Origin of the sequence: Endozoicomonas montiporae CL-33 (assembly GCF_001583435.1) — a bacterium.
Taxonomy (GTDB): Bacteria; Pseudomonadota; Gammaproteobacteria; order Pseudomonadales; family Endozoicomonadaceae; genus Endozoicomonas_A; species Endozoicomonas_A montiporae.
In genome coordinates, this window is sequence record NZ_CP013251.1 from 2754281 (window position 1) to 2772001 (window position 17721).

At 47.6% G+C, this 17721-nt stretch carries 16 protein-coding genes and 2 tRNA genes; 10 read left to right on the top strand and 8 right to left on the bottom strand.

Annotation, left to right across the window (positions count from 1 at the left end; translation table 11 throughout):
• Window positions 1-272: 272 nt before the first annotated feature.
• From EZMO1_RS12635 to brnQ, 4 genes are all read right to left on the bottom strand, one after another.
• Window positions 273-1019: a sulfite exporter TauE/SafE family protein gene (locus EZMO1_RS12635; RefSeq protein ID WP_236631959.1), complete on the bottom strand. Its 747-nt coding sequence runs from the start codon at window positions 1017-1019 to the stop codon at window positions 273-275.
• A 26-nt stretch (window positions 1020-1045) separates the two neighbouring features.
• On the bottom strand, window positions 1046-1816 hold the full coding sequence (locus tag EZMO1_RS12640; protein ID WP_034872977.1) for a TauD/TfdA family dioxygenase: 771 nt from the start codon (window positions 1814-1816) through the stop codon (window positions 1046-1048).
• Window positions 1817-1977: 161 nt separating this feature from the next.
• Complete coding sequence (locus tag EZMO1_RS12645) at window positions 1978-2673, bottom strand: aspartate/glutamate racemase family protein (protein WP_034872976.1); 696 nt, start codon at window positions 2671-2673, stop codon at window positions 1978-1980.
• Window positions 2674-2817: 144 nt separating this feature from the next.
• Window positions 2818-4152, bottom strand: coding sequence for a branched-chain amino acid transport system II carrier protein (gene brnQ, locus EZMO1_RS12650; RefSeq protein ID WP_051789322.1), 1335 nt, complete (start codon window positions 4150-4152; stop codon window positions 2818-2820).
• A gap of 597 nt (window positions 4153-4749) precedes the next feature.
• Between brnQ and EZMO1_RS12655 the strand changes: the two genes are divergently transcribed.
• The 5 genes from EZMO1_RS12655 to EZMO1_RS12675 all read left to right on the top strand — a co-directional run bounded on the left by EZMO1_RS12655 (window position 4750) and on the right by EZMO1_RS12675 (window position 9724).
• A complete protein-coding gene (locus EZMO1_RS12655; protein ID WP_160174006.1) occupies window positions 4750-5583 on the top strand; it encodes a TauD/TfdA family dioxygenase in 834 nt (277 codons plus the stop codon).
• A 184-nt stretch (window positions 5584-5767) separates the two neighbouring features.
• Window positions 5768-7630: an aspartate ammonia-lyase gene (locus EZMO1_RS12660; protein ID WP_160174005.1), complete on the top strand. Its 1863-nt coding sequence runs from the start codon at window positions 5768-5770 to the stop codon at window positions 7628-7630.
• Between the two features lie 210 nt (window positions 7631-7840).
• A tRNA-Cys gene (locus EZMO1_RS12665) sits at window positions 7841-7914 on the top strand.
• 51 nt (window positions 7915-7965) lie between these two features.
• Window positions 7966-8039: transfer RNA gene (locus EZMO1_RS12670), tRNA-Cys, on the top strand.
• 170 nt (window positions 8040-8209) lie between these two features.
• Entirely contained in the window at window positions 8210-9724 is a 1515-nt protein-coding gene (locus EZMO1_RS12675) for a cobyric acid synthase (RefSeq protein WP_236631935.1), read from the top strand.
• Here EZMO1_RS12675 and EZMO1_RS12680 read toward each other — a convergent pair.
• From EZMO1_RS12680 to EZMO1_RS12700, 4 genes are all read right to left on the bottom strand, one after another.
• On the bottom strand, window positions 9721-10392 hold the full coding sequence (locus EZMO1_RS12680; protein WP_034872973.1) for a Dph6-related ATP pyrophosphatase: 672 nt from the start codon (window positions 10390-10392) through the stop codon (window positions 9721-9723). The two genes, EZMO1_RS12675 and EZMO1_RS12680, sit on opposite strands and share 4 nt — an antisense overlap.
• Before the next feature lie 55 nt (window positions 10393-10447).
• Window positions 10448-10840 (bottom strand): hypothetical protein, encoded by a 393-nt coding sequence (locus tag EZMO1_RS12685; protein ID WP_034872972.1) that lies wholly within the window; start codon window positions 10838-10840, stop codon window positions 10448-10450.
• A 96-nt stretch (window positions 10841-10936) separates the two neighbouring features.
• A protein-coding gene (locus EZMO1_RS28140) for an IS1 family transposase (protein WP_420809906.1) occupies window positions 10937-11694 on the bottom strand; the annotation gives its coding sequence in 2 pieces (ribosomal slippage) (window positions 10937-11427 and window positions 11427-11694; 759 coding nt in all).
• A 132-nt stretch (window positions 11695-11826) separates the two neighbouring features.
• Window positions 11827-12273 (bottom strand): hypothetical protein, encoded by a 447-nt coding sequence (locus tag EZMO1_RS12700; protein WP_034872971.1) that lies wholly within the window; start codon window positions 12271-12273, stop codon window positions 11827-11829.
• Window positions 12274-12498: 225 nt separating this feature from the next.
• Between EZMO1_RS12700 and EZMO1_RS12705 the strand changes: the two genes are divergently transcribed.
• The 5 genes from EZMO1_RS12705 to EZMO1_RS12725 are packed head-to-tail and all read left to right on the top strand — an operon-like array spanning window position 12499 to window position 17647.
• Window positions 12499-13995, top strand: a complete 1497-nt coding sequence (locus EZMO1_RS12705; RefSeq protein WP_034873540.1) for a CoA-acylating methylmalonate-semialdehyde dehydrogenase — start codon at window positions 12499-12501, stop codon at window positions 13993-13995.
• A gap of 12 nt (window positions 13996-14007) precedes the next feature.
• A complete protein-coding gene (locus EZMO1_RS12710) occupies window positions 14008-15168 on the top strand; it encodes an acyl-CoA dehydrogenase family protein (protein WP_034872970.1) in 1161 nt (386 codons plus the stop codon).
• On the top strand, window positions 15165-15953 hold the full coding sequence (locus tag EZMO1_RS12715) for an enoyl-CoA hydratase (RefSeq protein ID WP_034872969.1): 789 nt from the start codon (window positions 15165-15167) through the stop codon (window positions 15951-15953). Before EZMO1_RS12710 ends, EZMO1_RS12715 begins: the two co-directional genes overlap by 4 nt.
• Before the next feature lie 32 nt (window positions 15954-15985).
• Complete coding sequence (gene mmsB / locus EZMO1_RS12720; RefSeq protein WP_034872968.1) at window positions 15986-16867, top strand: 3-hydroxyisobutyrate dehydrogenase; 882 nt, start codon at window positions 15986-15988, stop codon at window positions 16865-16867.
• 9 nt (window positions 16868-16876) lie between these two features.
• Window positions 16877-17647, top strand: a complete 771-nt coding sequence (locus EZMO1_RS12725) for an SDR family oxidoreductase (protein ID WP_034872967.1) — start codon at window positions 16877-16879, stop codon at window positions 17645-17647.
• Window positions 17648-17721 lie beyond the last annotated feature (74 nt).

Consider the following 17721-nt stretch of genomic DNA (forward strand, 5'->3'; position numbering starts at 1 on the left):
CCAGGCTTCCGTCAGTTTACTTTTGATCATGCCGGGCATGAGAGATTACTGCGCTTGTAGATAGTCGAATCAGGTTGTATTTTGAACAGTGCGGTACAAAAAACATCCTTTGTTCGTCTGGTAACTCAAATCCAGCCGTTATCAACTTCTGTCGGCCAAGAACGACTGCCGTTTTTCAGAGGTTTTCTGACAGGCACTAATTATAGGCCATTAATCTAAAAACAATAATAATAATCAGATAAGAGTAATTTAAACGACTATTTAACAGTACATCAAAAAAACAAATTGGAGCCTCCCTCAAAAAACAGTGTAAACATAAAAGTAAATAAAATACCCCGAATAATAGATCTGTATCGGGTTTCATCTATCCTGTGTTGTAGCCAGAATCCTGCGATCAGGCCAATGCTGGCCGCGGTGACAATAAAGCCAGACAGAAGGGGATCAAGATCATCCGTTGTCAGATGCATCGATAAAATCGCCAGCTGTGTCATTTTACTAAGCAGAAAACAGATGTTTGATATAACAATGATTTCTTTTTTAGACTCTGTTACTTCCAGCAAATACATCATCAGCACCGGCGAAACGGCATTGGTTGCACCACCTATCACGCCTGCAAAACTGCCCATGATTGCAGGAAAGAGAAGTGCTCTGGCTGACAGCATTGAGATAAATTGTTTGAGCGGTGCAGAGAACAGGTAAATTAAAATGGAGGCTGCGAGAAGTAGTTTTAGAATATCAGGGTTTACCCATGTCAGCAGCCAAGCACCAGAGAAACTACCGATTGTTGTCATTAGGATAATCGGATAATACTTTTCGTAATCAATATTTATGCCCCGGCAGTTATAAAGGCTCAGAATAATAACTACACTGGATGGAATCATTGTCAGAACAACAGCGGTTTGCAGGTCATATGCGAGTGCGAGAATGGGAGTGGAGAGCATTGGAAAGCCAAACCCCAATGCTCCATGGGCTGCACCTGCCATCATTATTAGCAGCAAAATGACAGGAAGCATGTCCATAGCCACTGTCAGGCAACCTTATGCAGTCAAGGCATATTGAAGCGAATACGCTTCAGATGTCTGTTTTTATCTTTAATTCTGGTTCTTGCGTGAAGGTAACGCTGGTTATCCAACAGCATAATCTGTCCATCTTCAAGACTGACTTTGATCATATTTTGCGGCAATGAAAGCTGCAACTCCAGTTCTTTTAATGCCTCCAGTTCTTCAGCGGTACAGGAACTTCGTTCGATAATGTCATGTCGGTAGCGGAAGGCGTGATTGTCATCAATGAGCGTTGCTTCAATAAAGTCATCGTTTTTATGAAATTCTTCGGGCACTCTCAATCTGAACTTTTTAGAAGACAAAAGCCGGAAAGTTTTCTCCGATAGATTTTCAATAACCCTGTCAGCACAGACAAGGATATTGTTCCCACCTCCCAGCTTGTCAGACTCGACCACATACAGACCAAAGTAGCCGGGCATATCGAGCTCAAAAGCACCGTCATTGTGCAGGCAGAACTCATTATCACTATGTGAAATGGCCATAGCTTCATGCCCGGTCTGGCCACCTATTTTGACATCCCAGACCGTACGCCCCTGTGAATCATGTTCGTGTACCTGTCCTAACTGGCTGACAATCCGCTCCATGGTGGTTGCCGAATCATCTTTAAAGCCCAGGCTGATGATCACAATACCTTTTTTCAACAGGGCGAGTTTATATTGCTCGCTGCTGATATGGGACGGTTTGGTAATTGTAAAGTAGCAGTATTCCGGAGCTCTCAGGGGGATTGCATGGGAAGACAGATGCAGTGAAGACATGGCTAGTTCCTTCTAGTTCTGATTAATTGCAAGGTTGTGCGTTATTGCAATCTTTACTAAGCAATATCAGGGCCATATCTGTGTATGAGAGTTATACACTCCCATACGAGAATATGGCTGGAACGTAGCAGACAAAAAATGAAGTGCTGACAGGCGGAATGTTAGTGGCTAAGCGCAAATTGCACAGCGTGTTCTGCATGGATTGCCGTCGTGTCATATAAAGGAACCGACGTGTGTTTCTGCTGAACCAGCAGCGCTATCTCTGTGCATCCAAGAATGATGGCTTCAGCACCCTGTTTATGAAGTTCATTTATAATGTTCAGGTATGCCTGTCTGGAGTTATCTTTCACTAATCCAAGACACAGTTCGGAATAAATTATATCGTGAACGATGTCACGCTGTTGCTGATTCGGAATAATGACGTCGATCCCGTGTCTGTCGGACAATCGGCCTTTATAAAAGTCCTGTTCCATGGTGAATCGGGTTCCGAGCAGTCCAACTGTCTTCACGCCGTCGTTTTTCAATTTTTCTGCCGTGGCATCAGCAATGTGCAGCAGTGGAATGGAAATAGCCTGTTCAATTTCAGGGGCAACTTTGTGCATGGTGTTGGTGCAGATTAACAGAAAATCAGCTCCTCCCGCCTGAACGGACTGCGCCGCTTCCGACAGGATTTCCGCAGTTTCACCCCATTTGCCCTGATGCTGCAACTGTTCAATTTCAGAGAAATTAACACTGTAGAGGCATATTTTTGCCGAATTCAACCCGCCAAGTGACTGTTTGACGCCTTCGTTGATCATCGTGTAATAGCTGGATGTAGACTCCCAGCTCATACCACCCAACATGCCAATGGTTTTCATTTGTTATTCCTGAATGTACCGGCGAAAGAGGTTGTGCCTGCCATGATATTTCAGTCCTGACACGATCTGCCAGTGATCTGCGGCAATCATTCATACAGTGGTCATTGAATCCCAACCCGAGTCTTCGGGTTGGGTATGTCTACATCAGGTAGCTTCTGAAGTGCGGGCGGCTTTGCCGGGCAGGAAAGACATCAGGCTCTGTACGGCAATACCGGTCAGACAGGGAATCAGCCAACTGGTGTGAACAGTGTAAAGTGGCAGGCTGGCAGTGAACGTTGCGTCAAGACTGGCAGGTATCGCGCCCATGATACTCATCGCATCAATGGCACCAAAAATAAGCGTCAGAATCATTACAACGTTGTGAGACGGTTTCACACGCGGGAAGTGGTGAGACACAAACGATGCCAGAACCAGAGCGAGTGCCACCGGACACAGAATAAGGATAGCGGGCAGGCTGACAGTGATAATCTGCTCAAGGCCAAAGTTGGCAATAATGCAGGTGACGATAACAACGGCGTAAGAAATATAGTTTCGGTTCGCGCGGAATGTTGAGCTGAAATACTCGGCATTCGCCTGAGTCAAGCCAACCGTAGTACTCAGGCAGGCGAGAATAATAATAGCTGCAAGCAGTAATTGTCCGGCACCACCAAAAATTTCATAGACATACAAACTCAGAATTTCACCACCATTGGTTACTCCCTGAGTAATCGTGCTCGCAGTGGCTCCCACATAACCAAGAGCCAGATAGCAACCACCCATTAATACCGAGTAGATCAGGGCAATATGAACCGTTGATCTGGCAATCTGTGCTGAAGAGGTAACACCTTTGCTGCTAATAGCCTGAATGATAACCCAGCCAAAACCAACGGCAGCTAATGCGTCCATGGTCATATAGCCCTGCATAATGCCTTCGGTGACAGGTTTGATAGCGTACTGACCGCCCGGAGCAACAGGCCTGCCAAGAGGTGCAATAAGGGCAGCAACAGCAATGGCTGCCAGCATGATGATCATGGCCGGTGTCATGATCTTACCAATCCAGTCCACCAGTTTTTGCGAATTATACGCCAGGAGTAAGGTAACAAGAGAAAACACAACTGCGAAGGGCAGCAGATAGTCACCCTGTACAAAGGGGCGCAAACCCATTTCATAAGCAACGGTTACCGCACGGGGCATAGCAAAAGCGGGCCCGATGGCAATGAACAGGGCAATCCAGAAGCCTCGTCCCAGCAAAGTCGCCAGCGGAGAAGTCAGGCGGCTGGCCTGCCCGACCATCCCGAGCACAATCAATGCAAACGCAGGCAAACCAACAGCCGTAAATAGAAAGCCAGACATAGCAGGCAACAGGCTGGTACCTGCCTCAAGGCCCAGGGCCGGTGGAAAAATCACATTACCCGCACCCAGAAACAGCGCAAACGTCATCAGACTGATAACGACCGTGTCTTTTAAACTTAACGCTTTGTTGCTTGTTGTATATGCCATGAACACTCCTGATTCTGGTTCAATTTAGATTCCATCAGGAGCTGGCGGGGAAGGGGACTATTTCAATGATCCTTCTTCCGCCAGCCGGGCTGACGGAAGTATCACACCGTCAGCTAATCGCTAATGACTAGTACAGAGACGGATAGGACAGGCACAGCAATGCGGGCTTCTGTAGAAGCTTTTTCAAAACGCATGGTGAAACCTGAAAACATTAAAGTGTCCTGTTATGTACGGCGTGTTTTTTGCACCATAAAACACAAGGCTGGTATAAGTAAACCGGTATAAATACATACAACCTCTTTGTATTAGCATTCATGATAATTCAACATCAGGGTTGTTCACTGCCTGTATTCGTCGTTTTTTTTATGTGCAAACCTATTCCAGCTGGACTACTTTATTTCCACTTTATATAGCACTTTTGTTAAGTCTATGGACAAGCATCTCACCGTTGCACAGAACGACTTTAGTTCCCGGTCGTTAGTTCACTTCGTTGAACTCAGTACTTCCGAAAAGGCAATATTGGTTGACAGAGTCAAAGCTGCAGTCAGGGTTTCCGATTTATATTCAACACCTCAGTCGCTGAATCTGTCGCAGCTCATGCCGCAACTAGACAACTACCGACAGCAGGTTCTGCATCAGTCTGTTTTGTTGATATTCAAGGCGTTGCCGGTTGAGCAATTCTCGCCTCGAGAACGCAACTTTTTATTCTGGTACCTTGGGTGTCAGTTTGGTACTCCCATTGCACAAAACACGACAGGTGACTTGCTCGGCAGGGTTGAAAACATTGAAGGAGACGGGTTTCGTGTCCGGGGTTTTACCAGTTGCAAAGAACTGGAGATGCACACAGACCGGGGTGATATTGTTTGCCTACTGTGTGTCCGGCCGGCCGGGCAGGCGGGAGGGTTGACATCCTTCACACCTTTACTGGCTATTGATGCGCAGCTCGGTGAGGAAGATAACAGTCTGATGTCATCACTGGAGCAGGGCTTTTACTACGCCATGCCCTATCGGGGCAAGCAGGTGACCAACTATAGAATTCCGGTTATATCCAGCTCAAACGACATTAAAAGCATCAGTCTGGTGCGCTTTTTCATCGATTATGCTGCAGAATTAAGGCATGAAGTACTGACTGACGTTCAACTGGCAGCCCTTAACCGGATAGATGAAATTGCCAATTCGCCGGATTTTAAAATCACTCCGGGTTTGCAACCTGGCGATATGGCGGTCTGGAATAATCACTCATGGTTGCATAGTCGCACAGCCTTTATGGATGAAGAGGGTAAGAAAGGTCGCCTGATGTTAAGACTCTGGCTCAATGTGAAAGAGGGGTGGCCCATGTGTCCGCGTCTTACACACTATACCTATGGTTCTGATTTTATGAATTTTCCTCAGTCTTCTGATCGCCTCCAGCCAACACCTTATCCAACATAACGTTAAGCGTATTCTGCAAATCTGTCTAAACTGCTAGTGGCTGGCTGACGTCACATTCTGGTTCAGTTATGCACTGTATAACCAGTGATGAATGCCTCTCCTTTGCTTGATGAATCAACTATGGATTTCATTCCTACGACAATGGTTTTCCATAGTATTGCCGCATATCAACAGGTTTATCCTAATGAGCACAGTTGCTGAGATTATCTCCAGAATACCGGTTCTTCAGGAACTGGAAGCTGAACAGGCCGAGCAGGCTGCCAAACTCTTTTCAGTGAAGCATTTTGCTGCAGGGGAGGTGATCCATAAAGAAGGAACCCGGCGTGACGAACTGGTGCTGATCCAGTCTGGCAGTGTAGAAATATTGCAAATGACAGAAGGCAAACCGTCACAGGCATTAATCACCTATGAACAGGGTGACGCATTGGGTGAAGGGGTCATGCTTGGAGAGGCTGATAATTTTACCACGGCCATTGCCAAAACGTCGGTAGAGGCACTCGTGGCAGACGGAGCCAAAATTCGAGAGATGCTCGACAGTGATGATGCTCTGAAGATCCGGGCTTATGGTCGGATCATTAACAATCTTCTGATGCGACTGACAAGGCTGGCACCCCGGAATACACCTGACTCTCTTGAACTTTTGCCCGGAGATACCCGTACCGAACGGGATTTGCTGGGAGACAAGGAAGTGCCTGCCGATGCCTACTTCGGGGTTCAGACAGCACGGGCTATGGAGAATTTCCAGATATCCGGCATTCCCATTTCTCTTTATCCGGACTTCATTTCATCGTTTGCCCACGTAAAAATTGCCGCAGCTAAAGCAAACCGGGACTGCGGCGTCATCAGCAGTGAGGTGTGTGATGGTATTGAAGCAGCAGCTCATGAAATTGTTCAGGGCAAATGGCTTGAGCAATTTTCTGTTGATGTGATTCAGGGAGGGGCAGGGACGTCTACCAATATGAATGTTAATGAAGTCATTGCCAACAGGGCGCTGGAATTGATGGGGTATGAGAAAGGTGACTATCAGCACTGTCGGCCAAATGATGATGTGAACGCTTCTCAATCGACAAATGACGCCTACCCAACAGCACTGAAACTGACCATGCTCACCAGTAATCAGCGGTTACTGGCCGAACTGAAACGTCTGGTGGCGGCCTTCCGCGCCAAAGGTCGGGAGTTTGAAGATGTATTAAAAATGGGACGTACTCATCTTCAGGATGCCGTGCCCATGACTCTTGGGCAAGAATTTGAAGCGTTTGCCTTAACCATTGAGGGCGAAATTGCCGGACTCGAGAACGGTGCCAGAATGCTGTTGCACATTAATATGGGTGGAACGGCTGTGGGTACCGGTTTGAATGCCCCTGCCGGTTATTCTGACAAAGTCGTCGAATATCTGCGTAAGGAAACCGGCTTTCCGTTTGAGCTGGCACAGGATCTGGTGGAAGCTACCTCGGATACACAGGGATTTGTCACCTATTCTGCCCATTTGCGCAGTCTGGCCATCAAACTGATTAAGGTCTGTAATGATCTGCGACTGATGGTGTCAGGACCCAGGGCGGGATTCGGTGAAATCAACCTGCCGGAGCGTCAGCCCGGTTCATCGATCATGCCCGGTAAGGTTAACCCTGTTATACCCGAGGTGGTGAATCAGGTTTGCTTCAAGATAATGGGTAATGACCTGACAGTGAGCATGGCGGCGCAGGCTGCCCAGTTGCAGTTAAACGTTATGGAACCGGTGATTGCCGCTTCGGTTCTGGAATCCATACGAATGATGATGAATGGTTCATGTACGCTGCGAAGCAATTGTATAGATGGCATTACTGCCAATCGCGATGCCTGTATGCACTATGTAGATCACAGTGTGGGGGTGGTGACCGCACTGGTGCCGGTGCTGGGTTACAAGCCTTCAACCGCTCTGGCGGCAGAAGCATTAAAAACCGGAAAAGGTCTGGTTGAGCTGATTCGGGAAAAAGGTCTGATGACCGAAGAGCAAATTAAAGAAGTGCTTGAGCCTGAACGTATGGCCTGGCCACAGGGGCGACCATAAAAAGATGCTCTACACAGAGTCAGAGAGCAAAAGCTCTCTGACTCTCCTCTTTCAGGAAATATGAGAGTTTTTGAACACGGTTAACATTAAAACTTGCATAGTGGTTAGGTTTTTCATACTATAGCGCCGCGTTCGCAAGGCATTGTTTTAAAACAACTTCTTGATTATTTAAAACACATTGATAGTCTTGTGACATGTCTTCAACGACAAGGCGAGTTAGCAAAGCGGTTATGCACTGGATTGCAAATCCACGTAGACCGGTTCGACTCCGGTACTCGCCTCCATTTTCAAGCACTTGTAGTTTTAACGGTTTTGTTTAAACTACAACCCCGCGCGGCGAGTTAGCAAAGCGGTTATGCACTGGATTGCAAATCCACGTAGACCGGTTCGACTCCGGTACTCGCCTCCAATTTCACTTTCTCAAAAACAATAACACAGACAATACTGTGATTTTTCCTGTTTCCGATACGGATTCTGTATTAGATAATTCGCTGTTTCAGATGTCATGAAATTTGCTCTTACTGCACGGTGAGAACAAATTTTCTTTGCTCGCGGCTGTTTCAGGGAACATTGTCATCCATGTCTCATTCTTCATCAAAAGCACAACCTAACGCACAGACACATCCACCCATGAGCCTGATGGTTCAGGGAACTACCTCTGATGCGGGTAAAAGTGTTATTGCCGCTGGCTTATGCCGGGTACTCAGGCGACGAGGGATAACCGTTGCCCCCTTTAAACCGCAGAATATGGCTTTGAACAGTGCTGTCACCATTGATGATGGTGAAATCGGGCGGGCCCAGGCGGTTCAGGCTCAGGCTTGTGGCATAGAGCCTCACTCGGATATGAACCCAGTCCTGTTAAAACCCAATTCTGATATTGGCGCCCAGGTGATTGTCAACGGGCAGGCTATTGGTGAAATGAATGCTGTTGAATACCATGCATTTAAACCTGAAGTGCTGAAAGCGATTCTGGCTTCCTACCACCGTCTGCAGAATCACTATCAGGCTGTTGTCGTTGAAGGAGCTGGCAGCCCGGCAGAAATTAATTTACGTGATAATGATGTTGCCAACATGGGCTTTGCTGAAGCGGCAGACTGCCCGGTGATTATTGTGTCGGATATTGACCGGGGAGGTGTGTTTGCTCATTTATACGGCACTTTTAAACTGTTATCACCTTCCGAGCAGAAGCGGGTTAAAGGATTTATTATCAATCGGTTCCGTGGTGATATTAAACTGCTTTATTCGGGTATCGACTGGCTTGAAAAAGAGGTGGGCAAACAGGTATTAGGTGTATTGCCTTATCTGCACGGACTGCACCTGGAAGCAGAAGATGCCGTCGCCGAGCAGCAGCTGAATACTGACCGATCTGATAAACTGACCATTGCAGTACCTGTTATCAGTCGTATGAGCAATCATACTGACTTTGATGTTTTGCGCCTGCACCCGGATATTGATATTCAGTTCATATGGAAAGGTCAGCCGCTGCCCGCCTGTGACCTGATCATCCTGCCAGGCAGTAAAAGCACTCGCACTGATCTGGCCTTTATCAGGGATAATGGTTGGGACAAAGACTTATTCAGACACCTTCGCTATGGCGGAAAAGTCATGGGAATCTGTGGAGGCTATCAGATGCTTGGACAATGGGTGCATGACCCCAAAGGTAGCGAAGGTGATGCAGGCAGTACTGAAGGTCTTGGTTTGCTGGCACTGGAAACAACCATTGGCGAACAGAAACAGTTGCGTCGTGTAACCGGTGTCCTGAATTTCCCTGATCAGCTTCCGGCCAAAGTCACAGGCTATGAAATCCATGCCGGCATGACCTCTGGATCAGCACTGGAACAGCCTGTTATCCGGTTGCAGCACCATACCGACGCTGTGATCTCAGACGACGGTCTGATTTTTGGTACCTATCTGCACGGTATTTTTGATCATGCCGAGTCGTGTCAGGCCATACTGCACTGGGCAGGCCGACAGGATATTGAAGTTCCGGATTACGATAAGATTCGTGAGCACGGAATTGATCGAATCGCCGATGCCATTGAGGAGCATGTTGATATGTACCGGCTCTTGGCAGCAATGAGTGACTGCTGCTAAATTTGCAGACTGATATCAAGAGCCGTATAGCCATGTTCAATCATACGACAGTCACCTGTCTTGATATTCAGTGACTTGCTGAACAGTGGAGCATCAATCACAAGACTATGAAATTCGCCGTCCTCTCCGCTGGGGCATACGCCAGATTGTTTAATCCTTACTGCCAGTTCCGGTGTCATTATCTGCCCCAGAAAATCCTTGGGTAACTGCTTTGACTGGACACTGACCAGCATGGTTGTTATCCCGGCATCTAACATTTCATTCAGCAATTGCTCCCTGTTTCTCTGCCATAACGGGAAACAGGGGGCAATGTCAGCTTCTGCAGTTACCCGCTCATACCATACTTTATGGGCTTCAAGGTCAATATCACCAAAAACGACGGTTGTAGCATTAAAACGGTTTTGGCATTCACTGATAACTGATTTTAACTGCTGCTCATATTCCCCCCGACCTGATGACCGAAACAGGATAGGCAGATTCAATGCATTGGCCTGCGCCTCAAGTACCTCTTTATTCAAACCATAAGCACTGGTGTGCTCACCATCTTCACTGAGCATGGTGAACAGTGCTACGGGAATAAAACCAGACTGTCTGGCAAGGTGAAGGGCGTAGCAGGCATCTTTGCCGCCACTCCATGAAATAATGGCATGTTGCGGATTGTCGAGCATGGTTGTGATGTCAGGTTGGAAAAGGCTGAAGTGTATCAGCCTTTTCCAACAATCGTTATGCCAGCGGATCTTCCTTGGGAGCCCACTCTGCCAGATATTTTTCAATCAGGTGAAAGTCCTCTCCCGGGTGCTGGGTAAAGGTGATGTACTGATGGGCAGGCGGTATTTCAAACAATGACTCGACCAGTGTCATGTAATCAATGGCCAGTTCTCGTCTCTGGCTAATGGTTCGGCCTTCGCGTATGTCGAGATTCATGAGACAAACACTGTCTTCCGGTCTGGCTCTGCCAATGCTCAGATTGTATGGTTCGACTTCCCTGATGGAAATAGCGATATGGTCAGTGCCTGTATCCATTATTCGGGCGAATATTGCTCTGACCTGATTGGAAAATTCAACTTTAGACGAGCCATTGAGGGGTTTATTAAACTCAAATTGTAAATGAGGCACAGGATGGTCTTCCTTTATCGTCAGACTATAACTTAGATATTAACTTTGGCATTCAGCCGGTTATGACGATAGCTGTTGGGTAGTGGGCCAGAACTGTTATATCGCGTGAATATTGACCCCAAACTCAACTTTATTAATCAATAATCCAATAACAATATCGTGCATCTTTTCGAGCTTTGAAAAACAAATTGTCTTTCTGGCCAACCGTTTAATCCAAGTCCGAAAATTAAGGTTTTTACGCTCTATCTTCTGAGTGTTTGCTTTACCAATAATATGCATGTTTTCATCAAGGTGTCGCTCATAGGCTCCCCAATCATCGGTGTAAAATTTATTAATACCAAATGGCTTCAGAAGTGTTTTGAGTTCTTTAAAAACTTCATCTTTCCGTTTTCCGAAAACATAAGCAAGCACGGTATTTGTAGCGTGATCAACAGCATACCAAAGCCAGCGTTGGTTCGATTTATCATGAACATACGACCACTGCTCATCTAGCTCAGCCTCTTGGCAGACAAGCCCTACATGAATAATTGCATCTGACTTGAGATCAATAGTTTGAATATTTGGGTTGACCTTTACCAGACCGCTTTCTTTTTTTTTAGAGTCTTTATTACTGTTGTCTTGCTTATTCCGAGTACTTTACTTGTATCCCTGATTCCGCTGCCATTTATTGCCATATCGATGATTTTTTCTTTAACGCCAGGCTCACAGGCCTTGTAGCGATATTCAAGCATGAAGGTTTTGATTTCACATTTGTCATTACAGCAATAGTATCGTGGAACATCATGAGTGCTGTATCCGAAAGGCCGAACTTGGTTACTGCCACATGTTGTACAGAGGACTTGCGTAAGGCACATTTTTAAACCGCATTTTTCAAAGTTGCCGAATGTCGTATTTTAGCAGACAGGGCTAGAATCACAGAACTGTGCCACTACCGCTGTTGAAGGGACAAGCTGTTGCCCATATCAGACAATGTTTCACTCAGGTGTTTAGTCCGGATACAACTCAATCCAGAAACGTCCACTGTTGTGTAAATAAAGATCAAGTACCTGACTTTTATGTGTCTGCTGGTAGAAGCGCAGTGTTTCTGGCAGGTAGGCACCATTTTCCGAATAGAACTTGATGCGTCTGAAGCGAGTATCAACAACGGTGATATCAATAGCCTGATCAGTATCATCAACAGGGAAACGGATCTTGAGGTGTAAACTGTACAGTTGCTGATTGGCAAACCACTGACCAAAGAGAGTTAACAAAGAGTCGAAACGAATATGCTGAAAGCACTGACCGGCTGACAGGTTGGCATTGATGGTATCAATAGTTTGGTCAGGCGGAGAAAGAGGCCAGGATTCGAGCAGTTCGACAGATTGACGATAGATAGGCGTATGCAGCATAAAATCCACTTCGGCATACTGATCGGCTTCAACAGTTGGCGTCATTGACTGAACTCCCTCCCTTTTCTGGAAATTTGTTCTTATAGTTTTAATCACTTACCTGTGTTCGGTTAACATTACATAGATTGCTGTTTTCTGACTCCTCTATTTTGGTTATATCTCTCATCAGTATTTCTTATCATTGTTATGGACTTTTACCGCCCAATAGTAGAAGTACACAGAAGCTGTCTGTTATCTTGGAAAAATAATAACAAAATGTCGGGGGATACCATGACTCATCGGGTTCCACTATTTATTAATGGTCAGTTTGTCAGGTCAACAGCCACCAGCACGCTCCCCGTGCTTAACCCTGCCACTCAGGAAGCGCTAGCCGAGCTTCCCATGTCCACTGAAAATGAAATAGAGCAGGCCATAGCCGGTGCCAGACAGGCATTTGCATCCTGGAAAGAAGTCCCTGTTCCCGAACGTGCAAGATTGATGATGCGCTATCAGGCATTGCTCAAGGAACACCACGATGAGCTGGCAGAACTATTGGCAACCGATACCGGTAAAACCTTCGATGATGCCAAAGGCGATGTATGGCGTGGTATAGAAGTAGTGGAACAGGCCGTGAATATTCCTGCTTTGCTGATGGGGGAAACCGTTGAAAATGTCGCCGGTGGAATCGACACATACAGCTATATGCAACCACTGGGCGTCTGTGTTGGTATTACTCCCTTTAACTTTCCGGCCATGATTCCTTTATGGATGTTTCCTCTGGCCATTGCCTGTGGCAATACGTTTATTCTCAAACCCAGTGAGCAGGTACCGCTAACGCCGGTGCGTTTGCTGGAACTGCTGGTTAAGGCGGGTGTTCCTGACGGTGTCGTGCAACTGATTCATGGCGGGCAGGCACAGGTTGAAAGATTGCTCAAGCACCCTGACACAAAAGCGGTTTCCTTTGTAGGTTCTTCCAGAGTAGGCCAGTCTATTTACAAAATCGGCACCGACCATATGAAACGGGTGCAGTGTATGGCAGGTGCCAAAAATCACTGCGTCATTATGCCGGATGCAGATAAGGAGCAGGCTTTGGGCAATCTTGTGGGGGCATCGGTTGGGGCTGCAGGTCAGCGTTGCATGGCCATCAGTGTTGCTGTCTTTGTTGGGCAGAGCAAGGAATGGATAGCTGATTTGAAAGAACAGTTGAGCGGCTTACGTCCCGGGGCGTGGAACGACCCTGATGCTGCTTATGGTCCGGTCATCAGCCAGGCAGCCAAAGCACGCATTCTTGATCTTATTGAACAGGGAAAACAAGAAGCTACCTGTCTGCTGGATGGCAGTCAGTGTGAGGTTGAGGGTCTGCCGGAAGGTAACTGGATAGGTCCGACACTGTTTACCGATGTTTCACCTGAAATGGCAATTTATCAGCAGGAGGTTTTCGGGCCAGTCCTGTGTTGTATCTGTGTGGATTCTCTGGAACAGGCGATTGAATTGGTGAATGCCAACCCTTATGGCAATGGTACATCCATCTTCACCCGCTCCGGTGGTGCCGCCCGCAAATATCAGCATGAGGTTCAGGTCGGGCAGGTCGGTATTAATGTTCCGATTCCTGTGCCATTGCCGTTTTTCTCCTTTACCGGCTGGAAAGGTTCCTTCATGGGAGATTTGCACGCCTATGGTAAACAGGCCGTTCGTTTTTATACCGACACCAAGACGGTGACTGCCCGCTGGAAATACGACGATGATGAAACAGTCAGCCAACCCAATCTCACTATTCACCTGAAATAATGAGGCAGAGTCATGGACTTTTCTTTAAGCGATGACCAGAAAGCATTTGTCAGTACGGCACGGGCATTTTCCCGGGATACTCTGGCTCCCGGTGCTGCACAGTGGGATGAAGAGCATAGATTTCCTGTGGACGTTTTCAAAGAGGCTGGCGATCTTGGTCTGATGTCTCTCTATGCCCCTGAAGAGATTGGCGGGATGAATCTGCCACGGCTGGATGCCAGCCTGATATTTGAAGAACTGGCTTACGGTTGTACGGCGACTACCGCGTTTATGACGATTCATAACATGGCCACTAACATGGTTGGCCGCTATGGAAGTGAAACCCTGCTGGAGCAATGGGGTGAAAACCTGGCGTCAGGACAGAAACTGGCTTCTTACTGTCTCACCGAGCCGGGCTCTGGCTCGGATGCGGCTTCGCTCGTAACGTGCGCTAAACAAGACGCAGATCACTACATCGTTCACGGCAGTAAAGTCTTTATCAGTGGTGCAGGAGCTACTGATATTCTGGTGGTGATGGTCAGAACCGGAGGTCCGGGAGCGAAAGGTGTGACTGCGCTGGCGATACCTGCAGAAAGTGACGGTATTCATTACGGCAAGTCAGAAACCAAAATGGGTTGGAACTGTCAGCCAACACGACAGGTAACGTTCGACGGTGTCAGAGTTCCTGTCAGTTACAGACTCGGAGACGAAGGTCAGGGCTTCAATATGGCAATGGAAGCTCTGGATGGCGGGCGAATTAACATTGCCAGTTGTTCAGTCGGTACCGCTCAGGCGGCACTCGACCATGCGATTGCCTACAGCAAAGAGCGTGAACAGTTTGGTCAGGCCATTGCCGACTTTCAGGTCACACAGTTCAAGTTGGCAGACATGGTGACAGAACTGGTGGCCGCCCGACAGATGGTGAGGCTGGCAGCATGGAAGCTTGATCATAATGAACCCGAGGCGGGTATTTACTGCTCCATGGCTAAACGACTGGCGACGGATCTCTGTTTCAACATCTGTAATGAAGCGCTGCAGATTCATGGAGGCTACGGCTATATCCGGGAATATCCGCTTGAACGTTTTGTCAGGGATACCCGGGTTCACCAGATACTGGAAGGAACCAATGAAATCATGCGTATGATCATTGGTCGTCGTTTGTTAATGGACAACGTCCCGGAGGTGATTCGATGATTAAAAGTCCAACCGAAAAACTAAAACTGAACATTATTGATCACACAGCCCTGATTACGCTGGATAACCCCGGTGCCAATACCTGGGATCTGGAAAACCTTCAGGGGCTTTATGAGCTGGTTGAGCAGCTGAACGCTGACCGAAGCATTTATGCGCTGGTTATTACCGGTGCGGGCGAGAAGTTTTTCTCTGCTGGTGCCGATCTGAAGCTGTTTAACTCGGGCGATAAGGTGGCGGCGCTGGATATGGCTAAAGCCTTTGGTAAAGCCTTTGAGGCCCTGTCTGATTTTCGTGGTGTTACCATTGCTGCGATTAATGGTTTTGCCATGGGCGGTGGACTTGAAGTGGCGCTGGCCTGTGATATCCGCATTGCAGAGAATCATGCGCAGCTGGCACTGCCGGAAGCGAAGGTAGGATTATTACCTGCAGCAGGAGGTACGCAACGCCTGTCGTGGCTGGTTGGAGAAGGCTGGGCAAAACGGATGATATTGTGTGGTGAGCGCATCACTGCGGGGCAGGCTGAAAAGATAGGACTCATTGAAGAAGTGGTGGCAATGGGTTCTGCAAAAGACAGTGCTTTTGTATTGGCGGCAAAAGTAGCTGAACAGAGCCCCATCGCTGTCAGTTATTGCAAACAGCTGATTCATCATGCCAGAAATACCTCGATAAATGCGGCTCTGCCGGAAGAGCGGGAGCGTTTTCTTGATCTGTTTGATACAGACGATCAGCAGGAAGGTGTCAGTGCTTTCCTCGAGAAGCGCAAACCTCAATGGAAGAATGCATAACGATCAATGCCCGCTAAAAGGATAACAATAAAATGGCAAAGGTTGCTTTTATAGGTCTGGGAAATATGGGTGGTCCTATGGCGGCCAACCTGCTCAAAGCCGGACACAACGTGGTTGTTTTTGATCTGGTCAGTGAGTTAATGCAACAACTGGTCGATCAGGGCGCAACATCGGCCACCAGCGCTCTGGCTGCTTCGGAAGAGGCAGAGTTTATTATCACCATGCTGCCCGCAGGGAAGCATGTTGAAATGGTTTATCTGGGAGACAGTGGTCTTTTATCCAACCTTGACGGTTCGCCACTGTTAATCGATTGCAGCACCATTGATTCTCAAACCGCAAAACAGGTGGCCGCAGCTGCCGCAGAAAAAGGCTTTGAGATGATTGATGCACCGGTTTCCGGTGGTGTGGCAGCAGCACAGGCCGGTACTTTGAGCTTTATGTGTGGCGGGGCTGAAACCGCCTTTCTTCGTGCGGAACCCGTTTTGAAAGATATGGGTAAAAATCTGTTTCATGCCGGGGCGGCAGGTGCCGGGCAGACCGCAAAAATCTGTAACAATATGCTGTTGTCTGTATTGATGACCGGCACTGCTGAAGCACTCCAATTGGGTGTTGATCACGGGCTTGACCCCAAAGTGCTGTCAGAGATCATGCTGGCAAGCTCTGGCAGAAACTGGTCACTGGAAGTCTATAACCCTTACCCGGGTGTGATGGAAAATGCTCCGTCAAGTCATCAGTATCAACCCGGATTTATGGTGGACCTGATGGTTAAGGATCTTGGCCTGGCCATGACAGCGGCACTGGAGAGCCAGTCTGCTGTGCCAATGGGCAGTGCAGCACGCAACCTTTATATGACTCATAAGAAGAAAGGCCATGGGCGGCTGGATTTTTCCAGTATTCTGCAGGCACTGAAATAAGAGGGCGACATGGATATTAAAAATAAAGTGGCTGTCATCAGTGGTGGTGCATCCGGAATCGGAGAAGCAACAGCCCGACACTTTGTCGCTCACGGTGCTCATGTCGCGATTTTCGATGTTAATGAGAGAAAAGCAGCAGCCTTACTGAAAGAGTTGGGCGGAGCTGCTATTTTCTGTCCTGTGGATGTAACGGATGAATCCTCTGTTCAGTCCGGTATGGATGCCACCAGTGAAGAGTTTGGTCAGATTCATATCTGCTGTAATTTTGCCGGAGTTGCCGATGCAGCCAGAACTATTGGAAAGCAAGGCCCCTTTCCTCTGGAAACATTCAAAAGAGTCATTGATATTAACCTGACAGGGACGTTTAATGTGATACGGCTGGCTGCGGAAAAAATGGCGCTGAACCAGCTGGTATCTGATGAAAGTGGTCGTGGGGTGATTATCAATACGGCTTCGATTGCAGCCTTTGAAGGGCAAATGGGGCAGGCTGCCTATAGTGCCTCGAAGGCCGGTGTGGCCGGTCTGACGCTCCCTGTTGCCAGAGATCTTGCGAGTCTGGGAATTCGTTGCAATACCATTGTTCCCGGATTGATCAAAACCCCGATGTTTGACTCGTTGGCACCTGAGTTTATTGAATCACTGTCGAACAGTGTTTTGAACCCGAAACGTCTTGGCAGACCCGAAGAAGTGGCTCATCTGGCTCAATTTATCGTTGAAAATGATTATCTCAATGGAGAGTGTATACGTCTTGACGGGGGAATAAGAATGCAGCCAAGGTAGTGGTTCTTTTCTTATCGGTAAGGCGACCGGCTGGTTTTTTCATACAGCCAGTTACTGAGATGAAACAGTTTGGA